The 13971-nt window shown below is 46.8% G+C and carries 14 protein-coding genes and 3 tRNA genes; 10 read left to right on the top strand and 7 right to left on the bottom strand.

What is annotated here, in order from left to right; translation table 11 throughout:
• The first annotated feature begins 42 nt into the window (after positions 1-42).
• From AC6RV6_RS25350 to AC6RV6_RS25310, 9 genes are all read left to right on the top strand, one after another.
• The gene (locus AC6RV6_RS25350) at positions 43-354 is read left to right on the top strand and encodes a carbon dioxide-concentrating mechanism protein CcmK (protein ID WP_500243668.1); all 312 of its coding nucleotides are present in this window, start codon (positions 43-45) and stop codon (positions 352-354) included.
• Between the two features lie 91 nt (positions 355-445).
• On the top strand, positions 446-778 hold the full coding sequence (locus AC6RV6_RS25345; RefSeq protein WP_500243667.1) for a carbon dioxide-concentrating mechanism protein CcmK: 333 nt from the start codon (positions 446-448) through the stop codon (positions 776-778).
• Positions 779-813: 35 nt separating this feature from the next.
• A complete protein-coding gene (ccmL, locus tag AC6RV6_RS25340) occupies positions 814-1134 on the top strand; it encodes a beta-carboxysome shell vertex protein CcmL (protein ID WP_500243666.1) in 321 nt (106 codons plus the stop codon).
• Positions 1135-1216: 82 nt separating this feature from the next.
• Positions 1217-3232, top strand: a complete 2016-nt coding sequence (gene ccmM / locus AC6RV6_RS25335) for a beta-carboxysome scaffolding protein CcmM (RefSeq protein WP_500243665.1) — start codon at positions 1217-1219, stop codon at positions 3230-3232.
• Between the two features lie 99 nt (positions 3233-3331).
• A complete protein-coding gene (ccmN, locus tag AC6RV6_RS25330) occupies positions 3332-3994 on the top strand; it encodes a beta-carboxysome scaffolding protein CcmN (RefSeq protein WP_500243664.1) in 663 nt (220 codons plus the stop codon).
• Positions 3995-4611: 617 nt separating this feature from the next.
• Entirely contained in the window at positions 4612-6024 is a 1413-nt protein-coding gene (locus tag AC6RV6_RS25325; protein ID WP_500243663.1) for a form I ribulose bisphosphate carboxylase large subunit, read from the top strand.
• Positions 6025-6183: 159 nt separating this feature from the next.
• The gene (gene rcbX / locus AC6RV6_RS25320; protein WP_500243662.1) at positions 6184-6603 is read left to right on the top strand and encodes a RuBisCO chaperone RbcX; all 420 of its coding nucleotides are present in this window, start codon (positions 6184-6186) and stop codon (positions 6601-6603) included.
• Positions 6604-6653: 50 nt separating this feature from the next.
• Entirely contained in the window at positions 6654-6989 is a 336-nt protein-coding gene (locus tag AC6RV6_RS25315) for a ribulose bisphosphate carboxylase small subunit (protein WP_500243661.1), read from the top strand.
• A gap of 87 nt (positions 6990-7076) precedes the next feature.
• A tRNA-Val gene (locus AC6RV6_RS25310) sits at positions 7077-7150 on the top strand.
• Between the two features lie 200 nt (positions 7151-7350).
• Here AC6RV6_RS25310 and AC6RV6_RS25305 read toward each other — a convergent pair.
• Both AC6RV6_RS25305 and AC6RV6_RS25300 read right to left on the bottom strand, forming a co-directional pair.
• Positions 7351-7422: transfer RNA gene (locus tag AC6RV6_RS25305), tRNA-Thr, on the bottom strand.
• A 46-nt stretch (positions 7423-7468) separates the two neighbouring features.
• A tRNA-Tyr gene (locus AC6RV6_RS25300) sits at positions 7469-7553 on the bottom strand.
• A 453-nt stretch (positions 7554-8006) separates the two neighbouring features.
• On the opposite strand from AC6RV6_RS25300, the gene AC6RV6_RS25295 reads away from it, so the two are divergent.
• Positions 8007-8960, top strand: coding sequence for an SGNH/GDSL hydrolase family protein (locus AC6RV6_RS25295; protein ID WP_500243660.1), 954 nt, complete (start codon positions 8007-8009; stop codon positions 8958-8960).
• Here AC6RV6_RS25295 and AC6RV6_RS25290 read toward each other — a convergent pair.
• The 5 genes from AC6RV6_RS25290 to AC6RV6_RS25270 form a co-directional block, all read right to left on the bottom strand.
• Positions 8957-9940, bottom strand: coding sequence for a Gfo/Idh/MocA family oxidoreductase (locus AC6RV6_RS25290; RefSeq protein WP_500243696.1), 984 nt, complete (start codon positions 9938-9940; stop codon positions 8957-8959). The genes AC6RV6_RS25295 and AC6RV6_RS25290 overlap by 4 nt on opposite strands.
• Positions 9941-10187: 247 nt before the next feature.
• Positions 10188-10460: a TMEM165/GDT1 family protein gene (locus tag AC6RV6_RS25285; protein ID WP_500243659.1), complete on the bottom strand. Its 273-nt coding sequence runs from the start codon at positions 10458-10460 to the stop codon at positions 10188-10190.
• 67 nt (positions 10461-10527) lie between these two features.
• Positions 10528-10860 carry a TMEM165/GDT1 family protein gene (locus AC6RV6_RS25280; protein ID WP_500243695.1) on the bottom strand — a complete coding sequence of 111 codons (333 nt, stop codon included), beginning with the start codon at positions 10858-10860 and terminating at the stop codon, positions 10528-10530.
• A gap of 148 nt (positions 10861-11008) precedes the next feature.
• On the bottom strand, positions 11009-11611 hold the full coding sequence (locus AC6RV6_RS25275) for a pilus assembly FimT family protein (RefSeq protein WP_500243658.1): 603 nt from the start codon (positions 11609-11611) through the stop codon (positions 11009-11011).
• A gap of 88 nt (positions 11612-11699) precedes the next feature.
• The gene (locus AC6RV6_RS25270) at positions 11700-13802 is read right to left on the bottom strand and encodes a recombinase family protein (protein WP_500243657.1); all 2103 of its coding nucleotides are present in this window, start codon (positions 13800-13802) and stop codon (positions 11700-11702) included.
• Positions 13803-13971 lie beyond the last annotated feature (169 nt).

Genomic DNA, 13971 nt, shown 5'->3' with positions numbered 1-13971 from the left:
AAATTTATGTTGTTTTGCTTGCTCGAATTAGGAGTTTAAAATATGCCAATTGCAGTGGGAATGATTGAAACTTTAGGCTTTCCTGCCGTTGTAGAAGCCGCCGATGCGATGGTGAAAGCCGCTCGCGTTACCCTCGTGGGCTATGAAAAAATCGGTTCTGGGCGCGTGACCGTGATCGTGCGCGGCGACGTTTCTGAAGTCCAAGCGTCGGTTTCTGCCGGAGTCGAAAACGTCGGTCGAGTCAATGGCGGACAAGTTTTGTCCACCCATATTATTGCTCGTCCCCACGAAAACTTGGAATACGTCCTGCCCATTCGCTACACCGAAGAAGTAGAGCAGTTCCGAAGTTATTAGCAAAGGGACTGACAAGGAATTTTCTCTGAGTTATTTGTTTGCGAATAACTTCTCTTTTGGTTATCAATTTTTTGGAGTTTTTAAGAAATTCATGTCAATTGCAGTCGGAATGATTGAAACGCTAGGCTTTCCTGCCGTCGTGGAAGCTGCAGATGCGATGGTGAAAGCCGCTCGCGTTACCCTTGTGGGCTATGAAAAAATCGGCACCGGACGCGTAACAGTCATTGTGCGCGGCGATGTTTCTGAAGTCCAAGCCTCAGTTGCTGCCGGAATGGAAAACGTGAAACGAGTCAATGGCGGTCAAGTTCTTTCGACCCATATCATCGCTCGCCCTCACGAAAACCTCGAGTATGTTCTACCCATTCGCTATACCGAAGCCGTCGAACAGTTCCGGGAAAGCGTCAACCCCGTCCTGAGACGATAGAAACGGGATTTTAAAAGCGGGATTTTGAGGTAAAGATGCAAATCGCTCGAGTTTGCGGCACGGTAGTCAGCACCCAAAAATTGCCGAGCATGACCGGTAAAAAATTACTCATGTTGCAATCCCTCGATCGCGACGGCCAAGACTTACCCGAGTACGAAGTCGCGGTAGATAACGTGGGTGCAGGGATTGGGGAGTGGGTCTTAGTCAGCCGCCGTGCAGTCGCTCACGATCCGCAAGGAGACGAGCGACCCCCAATCGATGCCCTAGTCGTGGGTATCATCGATACCGTTTCTGGTGAAGATGGATTGCTTTACAGCAAAAAAAACGAGTCTCGCTATCGATTGGGTGGTAGGTAGAGGTCGCAATTTGAGATAGCAATTTGTCTGATTCTACCGAAGACAGGTTAACAATAAGTGACATCAAAGAGGAGATGTATTCATGGTAGTCCGCAAGCGGGCGGCTCCCCCAACCCCTTGGTCGAGAGACTTAGCAGAGCCAAATATCGATAAAACGGCCTACGTGCATTCATTCTCCAATATTATTGGAGATGTTCGCGTCGGTTCTAATGTTTTAATTGCCCCCGGCACCTCGATTCGTGCCGATGAAGGCTTCCCTTTTTATATTGGCGACCATACCAATATCCAAGATGGGGTGGTCATTCACGGTTTGGAGAAAGGGCGGGTCATTGGTGATGATGGTAAAAGCTATTCGGCTTGGATCGGTAAAAATACGTGTATTACCCACATGGCTTTGGTTCACGGGCCGGTTTATGTGGGGGATGAATGTTTTATCGGTTTTCGTTCGACGGTTTTTAATGCTCGTGTTGGTCACGGCTGCATTATTATGATGCACGCCCTGATTCAAGATGTAGAAATCCCTCCTGGTAAATACGTGCCATCAGGAGCGGTCATTACTCATCAACAACAAGCCGATCGCTTGCCCGACGTACAAGAAGAGGATCGTGCCTTTGCCCATCATGTTGTTGAAGTGAATGAGGCGCTGCGAGTGGGATATCGTTGTGCGGAAGATCCGAGCTGCATTCTTCCCCTTCGCAATGAAATTCAAGAACCTGCTTCTAGTGATAATGGGAACGGCCATCGCAATGACGTTGAATATCAATCTTTTACAGAAATTATGTTAAGTCCGGAAACAGTCGAACAGGTGCGATCGCTCCTGAGACAAGGTTACAAAATTAGTGCAGAACACGCAGACAAGCGCCGCTATCGTTCTAAATCTTGGTTGACTTGCGAAGGGATTGAGGGACAGGGAGAAAACCAAGTCTTGCAAGCCCTAGAATCTCGTTTATCCGACCACGAGGGAGAATACGTCCGCTTGATCGGTGTCGATCCTCAAGCCAAACGTCGCGTCCTCGAAGCCATCATTCAGCGTCCGGACGGGACGAGCAAGCCTACACGCACTCGCAGTGCTAAAGTCGTGCGTCCTCGCGTTTCGGGAAACTCTAGCAGTAATGCGTCTCGTTACGCCAGTAATGGCGGTGTTTTAAGTGCAGAAATCAAAGAATTAGTCCGTTCTTTATTGCAGCAAGGCTGCAAGCTGGGAACAGAACACGCCGATCGTCGTCGCTTTAAAACCAAATCTTGGCTCACATGCCCTCAGATTCAGTCTACCCATGAGGCATCAGTCTTTGCCGAGTTAGAAAATTGCTTGCAAGAACATGCAGGAGAATATATTCGCTTAATTGGTATCGATCCCAATGCCAAACGGCGGGTTTCTGAAACCATTATTCAACGCCCTAATGGTCAAGCCTCAGTGAGTGCAAAAGGAAGTTATTCTGTAGCTTCTGGTTCTGGTGGTATTTCGAGTAATAGCTTGAGTCCAGAAGCCGTGGAAACCGTCCGCTCACTCCTGCGTCAAGGCTGCAAAATTGGTCTAGAACGGGCAGATAAGCGTCGTTTTAAAACCAAGTCTTGGCTCACTTGTCAAGGTGTTGATGGCAGTAGCGAAGGACAAGTTATCCCTCAAATCGAAGCCTGTTTGGCAGACTGTGCGGGTGAATACGTGCGCTTGATCGGCATCGACCCTCAAGCCAAGCGGCGGATCTCCGAAACTATCATCCAACGTCCCGGTGATGCTTCTGTTGCTTCTCGGTCTAATGGTTCTTCAGCCAGTCAGTCTACCGCGAGTTATAGCTATAGTAACAACGGTTCGAGTAACGGACGAGTCAGTAATAGTAGCTTAGAGGTCGAAGTTCAAGACCAAGTGCGATCGCTGTTGCGCCAAGGCTACAAAATTGGCACCGAACATGCCGATAAGCGCCACTTCCGCGCTAAATCTTGGCAACCTTGCTCGCCGATTGATTCCCAACAGGAACAGGAAGTCTTCTCGCGCTTGCAAGACTGTTTGGGCGAACACAGTGGAGAATACGTGCGTTTATTAGGTATCGATACTCAAGCCAAGCGACGGGTACTCGAGAAAATTATCCAAAGACCGTAAACGAGTTGGGATGGGTAAAGGGAAAGTTGAAATTGGGAGAAAAGATTGCCCTCAGCTATTACCCATTACCCATTACCCATTACCCATTAGCCAATAACAATGTCTTTGCAACCTTTGCAACTTGCCAATATTCCTCACGTTCGTATTGTTGGAGAGGTGATAATTCACCCCAGTGCCGCGATCGCGCCAGGTGCTATTTTACAAGCCGCACCAAACAGTCAAATTATTATTGCGGCAGGTGCTTGCGTGGGCATGGGAACAATTCTGAATGCTTATGGCGGCAAAATTGAAGTCGAAACCGGGGCAAGTTTGGGAGCTGGTGTTTTAGTCGTCGGATGCAGCAAAATTGGTGCGAATACTTGCATTGGTGGTGGGACGACAATCTATAATGCCGATCTCGATTCGTTACAAGTAATTCCAGCTGGTTCGGTGATTGGCGATCCTTCTCGTCGAGTTGAATTGATTTCAGAACAAGAAACAGATTTACAGACGGCAAAATTCCCGCGATCGGAACAGGAAGAATTCCCTCCTTCTCAGTCAGAAGAAACAACAGAACTTCCCCAGAATTCAGTTCTAGAAGATCCTTGGACATCAGAAACCGAAGCAATGACGGAAATTGCCGCCAACTTGGCAACAAAAACAACGATTGAACCGACCAAGGAAGGTTTACAAAAACAACCCGGTACTCCTGTGTTTGGTAAAGTTTATGTTAATCAATTATTACTGACACTTTTTCCAGAAAGGAACAAAGATGAAGGATAGAAAATCGATTTTTTGCCTTCGTCTTTTCTTTTTTCTGTTATTTCTGTTAAGAAATATGACTTTTTGTTATAGCGATCGCTTATTATCCCTCTAGTTCTGGTTTCCATCCATCATAAAACTTAAGCCAAGACAAGGAGAAAGAACTTCCTCTTTGCCTTGGCTTAACATTTCTTAAATACTTTGTAATAGAATATTAATTTTATTTATGATTTCGACAAGTAAGAACAATTAAAATAACAAAATTCTTTGTCAAAAAACGATCGCGCTTCATGGTAAGCTGAAACCTAACGAACGCAAATAAAAAACAGATCGGATTTAACCGAAACGTTTGATTTTAGAGCAGGCGATCGAGAGAGAATATTTTGAATAAATATTTTTCAAGTATTTTTCGAGTATTTTTCTTCTTGAACTTGCAGAAATGACGATAGATGCGATTGCATTGCACTGAGTTTTTATTGTAGGAAATTATCCTGATAAAGCAATTTAGCAAAGCAATTCAATGAAGTCATTCAACGCGATCGCCAGCCAGATTCAAGCATGCAAGTGCGCGATCGCTCGCTCTAAGCGCTAACCCGAACTAATACACGAGCCTCTATAAATAAGGAGGAATTGAAAAAATGGTACAAGCAAAGCCTAAGTTTGAGGCAGGTGTAAAAGATTATCGCCTGACCTATTACACCCCCGATTACACTCCTAAGGATACCGATTTACTCGCTTGCTTCCGCATGAGTCCCCAGCCCGGAGTTCCTCCAGAAGAAGCGGGTGCAGCAGTTGCAGCAGAATCTTCCACCGGAACATGGACGACGGTCTGGACGGATAACCTCACCGACTTAGATCGCTACAAAGGTCGCTGTTACGAAGTCGAAGCGGTTCCCGGAGAAGACAATCAGTATTTCTGTTTCGTCGCTTATCCTTTGGATCTATTTGAAGAAGGCTCCGTGACCAACGTTTTGACCTCCTTAGTCGGTAACGTTTTCGGATTCAAAGCACTGCGAGCGTTGCGTCTCGAAGATATTCGCTTCCCAGTCGCATTAATTAAAACTTTCCCCGGACCTCCCCACGGGATCACCGTTGAGCGCGACAAAATAAACAAATACGGTCGCCCTTTATTAGGTTGTACGATTAAGCCTAAGTTAGGCTTGTCCGCTAAGAACTACGGACGTGCTGTTTATGAATGTCTGCGCGGTGGCTTGGACTTCACCAAAGACGACGAAAATATTAACTCTCAGCCTTTCATGCGCTGGCGCGATCGCTTCCTCTTCGTACAAGAGGCGATCGTCAAAGCTCAAGCGGAAACCAACGAAATTAAAGGTCATTATCTCAATGTAACCGCCGGAACCTGCGAAGAGATGATGAAACGCGCCGAATTCGCCAAAGAAATCGGTACGCCCATTATCATGCACGACTTCTTGACAGGAGGCTTCACCGCCAACACCACCTTGTCAAAATGGTGTCGCGACAACGGACTCCTCCTTCACATTCACCGCGCCATGCACGCGGTCATCGACCGTCAGCGCAATCACGGGATTCACTTCCGCGTCTTGGCTAAGTGCCTGCGTCTCTCTGGGGGAGATCACCTCCACTCCGGTACCGTCGTCGGTAAACTGGAAGGCGAACGCGGTATCACCATGGGTTTTGTGGACCTGATGCGGGAAGATTACGTCGAAGAAGATCGTTCGCGCGGTATTTTCTTCACCCAAGATTACGCTTCCATGGGTGGTGTGATGCCTGTTGCTTCCGGTGGTATTCACGTTTGGCATATGCCCGCCTTGGTGGAAATCTTCGGCGATGATTCTTGCTTGCAGTTTGGTGGCGGTACCCTCGGACACCCTTGGGGGAATGCCCCCGGTGCAACTGCCAACCGAGTCGCTCTTGAAGCCTGCGTTCAAGCGCGGAATGAAGGTCGCAGCTTGGCTCGCGAAGGGAATGATGTCATTCGCGAAGCCTGTCGTTGGAGTCCGGAACTGGCTGCGGCTTGCGAACTTTGGAAAGAAATCAAGTTCGAGTTCGAGGCAATGGATACCCTCTAAGGAAAAAGAGAGTGTTTTTGATAATGCTCTCAAATGAAGCGATCGCTCTCATTGTCTACCTCAGCCCAAACCCTAAAGGGAAAAAGAAAAAGCGAGAAAATTTACGGTTTTACTTTTTACCTTTATTTACAATGGGCAGAGTTGGGACAAGTAAGTGCCATGAATGCAAAACAAATCGCTCGGGATACGGCTCGCACCTTGCAGAATTACTTAACGTATGAAGCAGTGCGAACGATCCTCGCCCAGTTAAGAGAAACTAATCCCTCGCAGGCCATCTGGCTCAACAAATACTCCGTCGGCAAAATGCAGGATGGGGAGGCATATTTGGAGGGACTAATGCTAGAGCGCAAGGATTTAGTTTTGAGAATCTTGACTGTGCGAGAAGATATTGCCGAATCGGTGCTGGAATTTTTACCCGAGATGGTAAAGACCAATATCCAGCAGGCGAATGGCGAGCGCCGTCGCGAGATTCTCGAGCGTTTGACCCAAGTGCAATCAGTATCGGCGATCGCTTCAGAAGACCTTCCCTCAGAGAATCTCGATCGAGAACCTATAGACTCCGAAATTCAAGACGAATAAGGAGTCAGATTGAATTGTTCATCCCCCATTAATTTCACAAAAAAGTCAACATGAAAACTTTACCCAAAGAGAAACGTTACGAAACTCTGTCCTATCTTCCTCCTTTAACGGATCAGCAAATTGCCAAGCAGATCGATTACATGATCGACCAAGGCAGTATTCCCGCCATTGAATTTGAAGAAAACCCTTCTCCCGACGATCACCACTGGACTTTGTGGAAATTACCTTTATTTGATGCTCGTAACGCTCAAGACGTTCTTAACGAAGTCCGCGAATGTCGTCAAGAATATTCCAACTGCTACATCCGCATTGCCGGTTTTGACAACATTCGTCAATGTCAAACCTTTAGTTTCATCGTTTACAAGCCTAATACCAGCCGCTTCTAAGTTTCTGGTTTAGCAAAAAGAAGGGGGGAAATATTTTCCCCTCTTTTTGCAAGATTGGATTTTAGTATGTTAGGATAGTAAATCCGAGGACGCATAGCTCAGTTGGTTAGAGTGCTACGTTGACATCGTAGAGGTCACTGGTTCGAGACCAGTTGCGTCCATTTCTTTGATATCAATATATTGATTTCTAGCTCTAGCATTTCTCATGCTCTCGTAGTTCAGCGATCAAGCAGACAATTTAAACTTAAACAATTTTAGGCTGGACAAAAAGCGATCGCCAATACAGATAGTCCTCAGACAGGCAAGAAAAGGTTGATTTGCAAAATGACTGATTTGCAAAACGACAGTTGTATCAGAGAAAAGCCCTCGACGAGGATTGAACTCGTGACCTCACCCTTACCAAGGGTGCGCTCTACCACTGAGCTACGAGGGCAATAAATAAATTGGGCAATAAATAAATTGAATTTTAATAAGTTGTGTGGTGGGCCGAGTTGGATTTGAACCAACGTAGGCATAGCCAGCGGATTTACAGTCCGCCCCCATTAACCACTCGGGCACCGACCCATGAATCACCACGATTAATAATCATAGCACGGATTTTAAAAAAAAGGGGAGTTTGAGATAATTATTTTTCATTGAGGCACGATCGCGGTAATGTCCTCATCCGATCGCAACTCAATAATGTAGGGAGACGATCGCCTCCCTACACTCGCGTATTGGATAACGGGCAACCGTTTTACCCACTTTTGTCTGGATTAATTGCCAATCAGTGAGATCGCCTAAACTGCGTAAGCCGTTGTTAAAGCCCACACAATCAAGAATGCGATACTCCCAAACACCGACAAGGCGGAAATCAAGATTACAATGGGCTTGTCAGCATTTTTAAACTTCATGATGCCGCGATTGAGGTCGGACATTGCTTAATTCTAGAACTCTACTTTTGTAGACTAGCAACTTCTTCATCTAAATAATGGCAATCTTTAGGAAGTTTTTCGCCCTCACCTCGGGAGGTTACTCTTGGAATTTGTTATCGCGATCGCGATCGCTACTCTCGGACTCGTTTTCGTTGAATTGGGATTGCGCCTTTTCTTCGGTTTTGGCGATCCGTTGCTCTACATTGGTGACAAAGACATCGGGTATTTACTTTCCCCCAATCAACGAGTCCGACGCATGGGCAACCGCATTGAAATTAATCAATATGCTATGCGTTCCCCCCCCATTACTCCGACTCCAGCCCCAGAAACCTTCCGCATGATGCTGGTCGGGGATTCGGTGGCCAATGGCGGTTGGTGGACGGATGGAGACGAAACCATTTCGCAATTGATGCGGCAATATTTGAAGGATTGCGGACTAACGGTAGAGGTCTTAAATGCTTCGGCTAATTCGTGGGGTCCGCGTAACGAACTTGCTTATCTACAACGATTTGGCTTATTTGGTTCGCAAGTACTTATTCTGCTTCTCAATACAGACGATCTTTTCGGGACTCCGCCCACTTCAATTCCTGTCGGACGCGATCGCACCTATCCCGATCGCAAACCTTCTTTAGCCCTCATTGAAGTCTATTTTCGCTTTCTCGCCCGTCCTCAGCCTATTCCCGAACTCAAAGCCATTCACAATGAAGGCGGCGATCGCGTCGGTATTAATTTAAAAGCTATTGATGAAATTGTTGCGATCGCCAACCGCAACAAGGCCAAATTTTGTCTCGCTTTAACTCCTCTTTTGCGGGAAATCGAACCGGGTTCGCGAGACTACGAAAAAAAGGCGCGTCAGCGATTGCTCGAACTCACTCAAAGTCAAAGTATAAATTATATTGATTTTCTGCCTTTGTTTAATTCCCTTGAAAACCCAAAAACCCTTTATCGCGACCACATTCACTTGAGTCCCAAAGGCAATCGACAAGTTGCACGATCCCTTTGCGAGGCGCTCGACCTCGATCGAGGAAAGAGTGATTCCCCTCAACAGAAATTCTAAGAAACGGGAAGCGGGCGATCGGCGTTACGCTCTAATTCTGCTGCATTCCACACGGTCCCATCTAATGCCATTTTTTCAATGGAACTCGCAAGACGCAAGGCTTTCAGGGCTTGTTCTCCTCCGACGGAAGGCTGATTTCCGCCGCGCACGCAATTGACAAAATGTTCTAATTCTGCGTGCAGGGGTTCGATATTACTCGTATACACCTTTTCAATCGAACCATCTTGACGGTAGAGAACTTGACCGTAATCGGTCATGCAATTGGCGGTGGTTTGGCGATGAATTAAAATCTCATTGTTGAGAAAATCGGCTTCAGTCAAAGAGCTTTTACAATGGGCAGTAATGCGCCGAATTTTACGATGAGTGACTTTACTGGCTGTCAGGGTGGCGACCATGCCATTATTGAACCCTAAAGTTGCCGTCACATAGTCCAAATAGCCGGAATCGGAAGCGCGGCTGCCACTGGCTGTTAATTTCACCACCGTTGCATTGGCCAATTCCAATAATAAATCGATGTCGTGGATCATTAAATCCAAGACCACGGAAACATCATTGGCGCGATCGCTATAGGGACTCATGCGATCGGCTTCGATCGCTAGCAATTCCTCGGTTTTGAGAACTTTACTTAATTCTTGAAATGCCGGGTTAAAGCGTTCGATATGACCCACTTGTAAAATGCAGTTAGACTCAGCCGCCGCATTGACTAAAGATTCAGCCTCGGCAATGCTGGCAGCGATCGGCTTTTCAACGAGAATGTGTACTCCGGCTTGCAAGCACTCCATCCCGACTCGATGGTGCAAGCGCGTTGGTACTGCGACGCAAACTGCATCAACATGGGGAAGTAGAGCTTGATAGTCTTCAAAAAAGCGCACGCGATATTTACTGGCTGTATCTAAACCTCGTTCGACATTAATATCGGAAACTCCTACCAGTTCCACATCTTTCAGCAAACTGAGAACGCGGGTGTGGTGTTGTCCCATATTGCCTACGCCAATCACGCCGATGCGGATCGGTTGGAGAGAGGTACGGTGTATTTTACCGTTTTGGTTTCCTTCGGTTCTCCGATCTTGCACTCCTTGTAGCCTCCTCTACGATGGGAATTGAGTTTTTGGCTGTTGCCCTCTTAATCCATCCAGATAGTACCACAGCAATACTGAGATATGAAGAAATAAAAAAATTTTGGTGTTAACTTCGCGCTTGATGGTATATCAGTCAAGGAAAATTCTATCAAGATTCAGTCCAGACAAGTCGCAAAGCTAGTAAGGCAAAGCCGATCGCGGCTCCTGCTTTTAACAAGCGCGTGGGCAAGATTTGCGCGGCTCCCGCACCCACTAAAACCCCGAGAAAACTCGCCAAAACTAAAGCTGTCACCGTTCCCAAAAATACCGCCCGAGGCGAGTGGGAACTGCCACTGAGGGCGATCGCGGCTAATTGACTTTTATCGCCAATTTCTGCAAAAAATACTGTGATAAAACTCAATCCCAATAGTTGCCAATCCATCTTTTCAGTTATCAGTTATCAGTTATCAGTTATCAGTTATCAGTTATCAGTTATCAGTTAGCAATTTTTAGAGTTGTAAGGCATCTCCTAATAAGAGAATGGCGACGAAGAGTAAAATTGCGGCAGCAGCGAGATCCATAGTTTGAGGACTGATGCGTTTGGAGAGCCACCAACCCACTAAAACGCCGATTAAACTGGTGGAAATGAGGGCGATCGCGGCACCGATAAAAACAATCCAAGGTGATTGAGATTCCGCCGCCATTAATAGGGTGGCAAGTTGGGTGCGATCGCCCATTTCTGCTAAGCAAATTGTGAGAAATGTTGTGCTAAATGTTCCCCAAAATGCCCCTTTTCGCCAAGATGTGCTTTGCGGATTTTCGCGATCGCTTGTTTGGGAAATATCGAGACTAGGCGATCGCGCTTCTGGTGTGGGTTTGATTGCAGTCACAAAAATTTTAGAAAAACTTTGATTTATCCTACCATTTTCACCGCAATTCTTATTGTTGCTCGCAATCGCGTTGGGAAAATGAGTTTGAGGTAGCGATCGCTCAATGACAATATTTATCGGTACTATCAGGTTTGGCATTTTCTTTCCCTCGCCGCATTACCCCTAAAATCGTTGAAATAATCACGCATCGTCGTAAATCTCCGCCGTTGGAAGGTTTGAGAGCAATACGACCTTTTGCGCGTAGTGAAGTTTGTCCGCATTCATCTCCTGGTTTGTAAATCGCACAACCATAATGATTGAATTGAACCCGCCATAATTGCTCGGTGTTATCTTTGCGAAATGTTGTCTCGTTATCAATCTGCACTCCTGATTCTAAGTTCTGCCATAGCCCTTCATTATTCCAGATCGAAGGCGGGATAAAATCATGGGTATCGGCGAGATGAATCACCCATTGTACTTTGCCGTTATTCTCTCGAAAACTGGCCTGCCAAGTGTCTTTATCGCGGATTGCATTACTTTTTGCCGCCATTAACGCTCGATAAATTTGACTCTGGGATTGATTGAGACGAGTACGATTTGTATAACTTAACCAAGAAGGGGCGGCAATCGCAGCTAAGAGACCGATAATCGCGATGACGACTAAAAGTTCGATGAGGGTAAACCCTCGTTCTTGCGAGGAAAATAGATTATTTCTCGTTGACATCAGGATCGTAACTCGATAACACCCTGCGACTTTAGCGATCGCACTATCGAGTTACTTTAGCAAAAAATCTCCAACTTAACGAAATAATTCAAAGGGAAACATCGATCGCTAACGGTAGCGCAGCATGAACGAACGATAATAGAGGTCCAGTTTGTTCGCTGCCATTAACAGCAAGATCGCTATGACAGAGATAGAGTTTTTCCCCTGCCCGTGCCAGTAGATCGCGTAAAATTCTCTCTAAACGCACTTTATCAGCTTCGACTCGATCTTCGGGCATTAAAGGAAACCCCGACCAATCTTTAAGAAAGAGAGGTGAGGCAAATAACTCCGTCGCCCCGCCCATTTGCCAGAGGGTTGACCCCACATCCAACCAAAAATGCCAACGATGAGAGCGATGTAAGGAACGGTATTGAAAGATAGTTGCAAGGGCGATCGCATTCGGTTCCTTCGTTCCCCAAGGCCTTCCCGGACGGGCATTAGCGGTAATAGTCCCTCGGCGCAGGAGTTGGATAAATTGGGCAATGGTATCGGTTTGCGATCGCCCTTGGGGTTCGTTTTGGCGCAGTCGGCGATCGGTTTCCCAAAAATGTTGGGCGGTTTCCATTAATTCTCGCAGGGCGGCGAGTTGGGGATAGGTTAAGTTACTCCCATTCCATAAAAAGTCTTTCATGGCGCGATCTAAAAGGGCGCGAGGAGTTTGTTGGTGTCGTTTCGCTTCTTCGATCCAATGGCGAATTCCTTCATACGCATTCATCGCCCGATGTCCCAAGCGATCCCAACGAGGGTAGATTTCTCCCCGTTTGAGGTGGGGATATTCGAGATCGAGATAGTAGCAGCGATCGGCTAAAATGCCGGCCCGGACGGGATCGATATCGGAGATAAATCTCCCTTCTTCTTCTTTCTCTTGCCAACGCCGACTTAAAATAACCAGCATTTCTGCCACGGTTTCTCGTTCGACTAAATGTCCCAAACCGGGATAAATCAACGCAAGAAGAGTGAGGAGGGCGCGGACGAGAGGGGAACTAATGAGAGGTCGCTGTTCGTTGAGGGGTTCGATCGCGATGCCTCGTTGACTAAGAATTTTCATGAGGGTATAGCGGGCGATCGCATCCAAACCGGGGGCGATAATGGCAATATCTCGAGGTTTCACTTGCTCTTTCTCAATGGCAGCGATAATAACTTCGGCGGTTTGACGCAAGAGGGCGGATCGCGAAACCGCTTGAATGAGAGAGACGGAGGGGGGAAAACTGGGGAGATAAACGGGTTCGATCGCCAGTTGAATAGCAATTTCTGCCAATTCTGAGGAGAGCCCTGCGGGTTGGTTGAGTTTTTCTACGGTATCGCAGCGATCGCCGAGTCGAGCCAGATAATTCGGGTCGGCGTTGAGTCCCAATCTCGATTTGCCGTTGGGGTTATAAGTGAAGGTGGCAAAGATACCTTCATCAAGGAAAAAATCGTATAAATCTTTGGCAATGGCGGGATAATCGTCGGTATCGTCGGCAAAGATGGCTTGAAATCTTTGGCGCAGGTGTTTTTGATAGATGCGATCGCCCAATAAATAGCGCCAGTACAGTTCGTAAATAATGCCATAGGTTAACAGTCCGCGATCTAAGCACCACTGTCGCCATTGCAACAAGAGCTTGCCTCGCAATTCGCTCGTTTGATCCAATGTTTCCCATTCTGATTCGTTGAATCCATCCTTTAAGAGTTGAGAAATCCCTTCGCAGGCAATGCCGCTAGCCCCTGCGAGTTGCAATAGATCTAAGGTTTGGCGAATAAAGCGATATTCAGTAACTCCGGCATTTTGCAAGTTTTCTTTATCTAAGGCCGATCGCCACAATTGGGTTGCCAGTTCTTGTTCGGTTTCCGGGCGCAACCGTAGGGGGAATTGAGCTTTCAAGTTCAAGCGTTGAAAGAGTAGCGGCCAAAATAAGGTGACTTCATCGGCGATAAAACCGAGAGGGGTTTTGGCAATGAGGGGATAACTCCCTGCGACTTCCCCAGCAAGGCGATCGGCTAAACTGCGTCGGTTGTCGTCGTTAGCAGCAAAGATAAGAATAGCTGGGGTAATGGGTTGTAATTTCTCTGGGGACAGGGTAGGCGACTGTTTTTCCCTCAACCATCGCCGAAATTCTTGAATGAGGCGAGTCGTTTTGCCACTGCGCGTTGTACCGACGATCCAAAGGGACATTGAGTTAAAAGGTTAAAGATGATAACGGAATAACCGATCGCTGATAACTGAATTTGCTACCATACCACATACGAGAAAAAATCGGGAGATTGATAGCCTCGTCTCTTTAGAGCAGGGTGGAAAATCGACACGGCGAATTTATTCGCCCGTATCTTATCTGGGTTAATCA

The organism is Spirulina sp. LEGE 11439 (genome assembly GCF_059821285.1).
Note: the sequence above shows the minus strand (reverse complement) of the source record. Positions and strands in the feature narration are given on the sequence as shown.

What these genes read in the sequence shown, in the direction of transcription:
- AC6RV6_RS25350 (WP_500243668.1), top strand. Translation starts at nt 43, where the DNA reads ATGCCAATTGCAGTGGGAATGATTGAAACTTTAGGCTTTCCTGCCGTT.
- AC6RV6_RS25345 (WP_500243667.1), top strand. Translation starts at nt 446, where the DNA reads ATGTCAATTGCAGTCGGAATGATTGAAACGCTAGGCTTTCCTGCCGTC.
- ccmL (WP_500243666.1), top strand. Translation starts at nt 814, where the DNA reads ATGCAAATCGCTCGAGTTTGCGGCACGGTAGTCAGCACCCAAAAATTG.
- ccmM (WP_500243665.1), top strand. Translation starts at nt 1,217, where the DNA reads ATGGTAGTCCGCAAGCGGGCGGCTCCCCCAACCCCTTGGTCGAGAGAC.
- ccmN (WP_500243664.1), top strand. Translation starts at nt 3,332, where the DNA reads ATGTCTTTGCAACCTTTGCAACTTGCCAATATTCCTCACGTTCGTATT.
- AC6RV6_RS25325 (WP_500243663.1), top strand. Translation starts at nt 4,612, where the DNA reads ATGGTACAAGCAAAGCCTAAGTTTGAGGCAGGTGTAAAAGATTATCGC.
- rcbX (WP_500243662.1), top strand. Translation starts at nt 6,184, where the DNA reads ATGAATGCAAAACAAATCGCTCGGGATACGGCTCGCACCTTGCAGAAT.
- AC6RV6_RS25315 (WP_500243661.1), top strand. Translation starts at nt 6,654, where the DNA reads ATGAAAACTTTACCCAAAGAGAAACGTTACGAAACTCTGTCCTATCTT.
- AC6RV6_RS25290 (WP_500243696.1), bottom strand. Translation starts at nt 9,940, where the DNA reads ATGGGACAACACCACACCCGCGTTCTCAGTTTGCTGAAAGATGTGGAA.
- AC6RV6_RS25285 (WP_500243659.1), bottom strand. Translation starts at nt 10,460, where the DNA reads ATGGATTGGCAACTATTGGGATTGAGTTTTATCACAGTATTTTTTGCA.
- AC6RV6_RS25275 (WP_500243658.1), bottom strand. Translation starts at nt 11,611, where the DNA reads ATGTCAACGAGAAATAATCTATTTTCCTCGCAAGAACGAGGGTTTACC.
- AC6RV6_RS25270 (WP_500243657.1), bottom strand. Translation starts at nt 13,802, where the DNA reads ATGTCCCTTTGGATCGTCGGTACAACGCGCAGTGGCAAAACGACTCGC.